At 35.7% G+C, this 403-nt stretch carries 1 pseudogene; it reads right to left on the bottom strand.

What is annotated here, in order from left to right:
- A pseudogene (locus ACFSR0_RS09710) lies at positions 1-255 on the bottom strand (IS200/IS605 family element RNA-guided endonuclease TnpB); the annotation flags it as partial.
- Positions 256-403: the final 148 nt, after the last annotated feature.

The raw sequence follows: 403 nt of genomic DNA, 5'->3' as shown, positions 1-403 counted from the left end.
ACGGTTTGAAAGCTTTCGTTGTTCACGTATCAGTCGTTGCTCAAGAGAACGATAGAATCGATTGTTATCGATTTTTTCTCCTGCGGATGTGATGCAGAAATGAGTTATGCCTAAGTCTAATCCAATACTATCTATTACTGGTTCTTTTTGAAGATTCTCGGTTTCAACTAAAAATGTTGCAAAGTATTTTCCAGATTTGGATTGACTAATTGTTACATTCATCAATCTTCCGTTGAAACGTAGTTTTTCTGCCATTTTGACCCAACCGACTTTAGAAACATAGAAGTAACGACCGTTAACTTTCATACCTACGGCAGTTCGATAGGATTTCTTTGAGCGTTTTTTACTCTTGAATTTAGGAAACCCAAATTTAGAGTGAAATGTATTTCTGTACGCTTTATTC

It is taken from the genome of Enterococcus camelliae (assembly GCF_042685105.1).
In the GTDB taxonomy this organism is placed as follows: domain Bacteria; phylum Bacillota; class Bacilli; order Lactobacillales; family Enterococcaceae; genus Enterococcus_G; species Enterococcus_G camelliae.
This window is presented reverse-complemented; position numbering and strand designations above follow the sequence as displayed.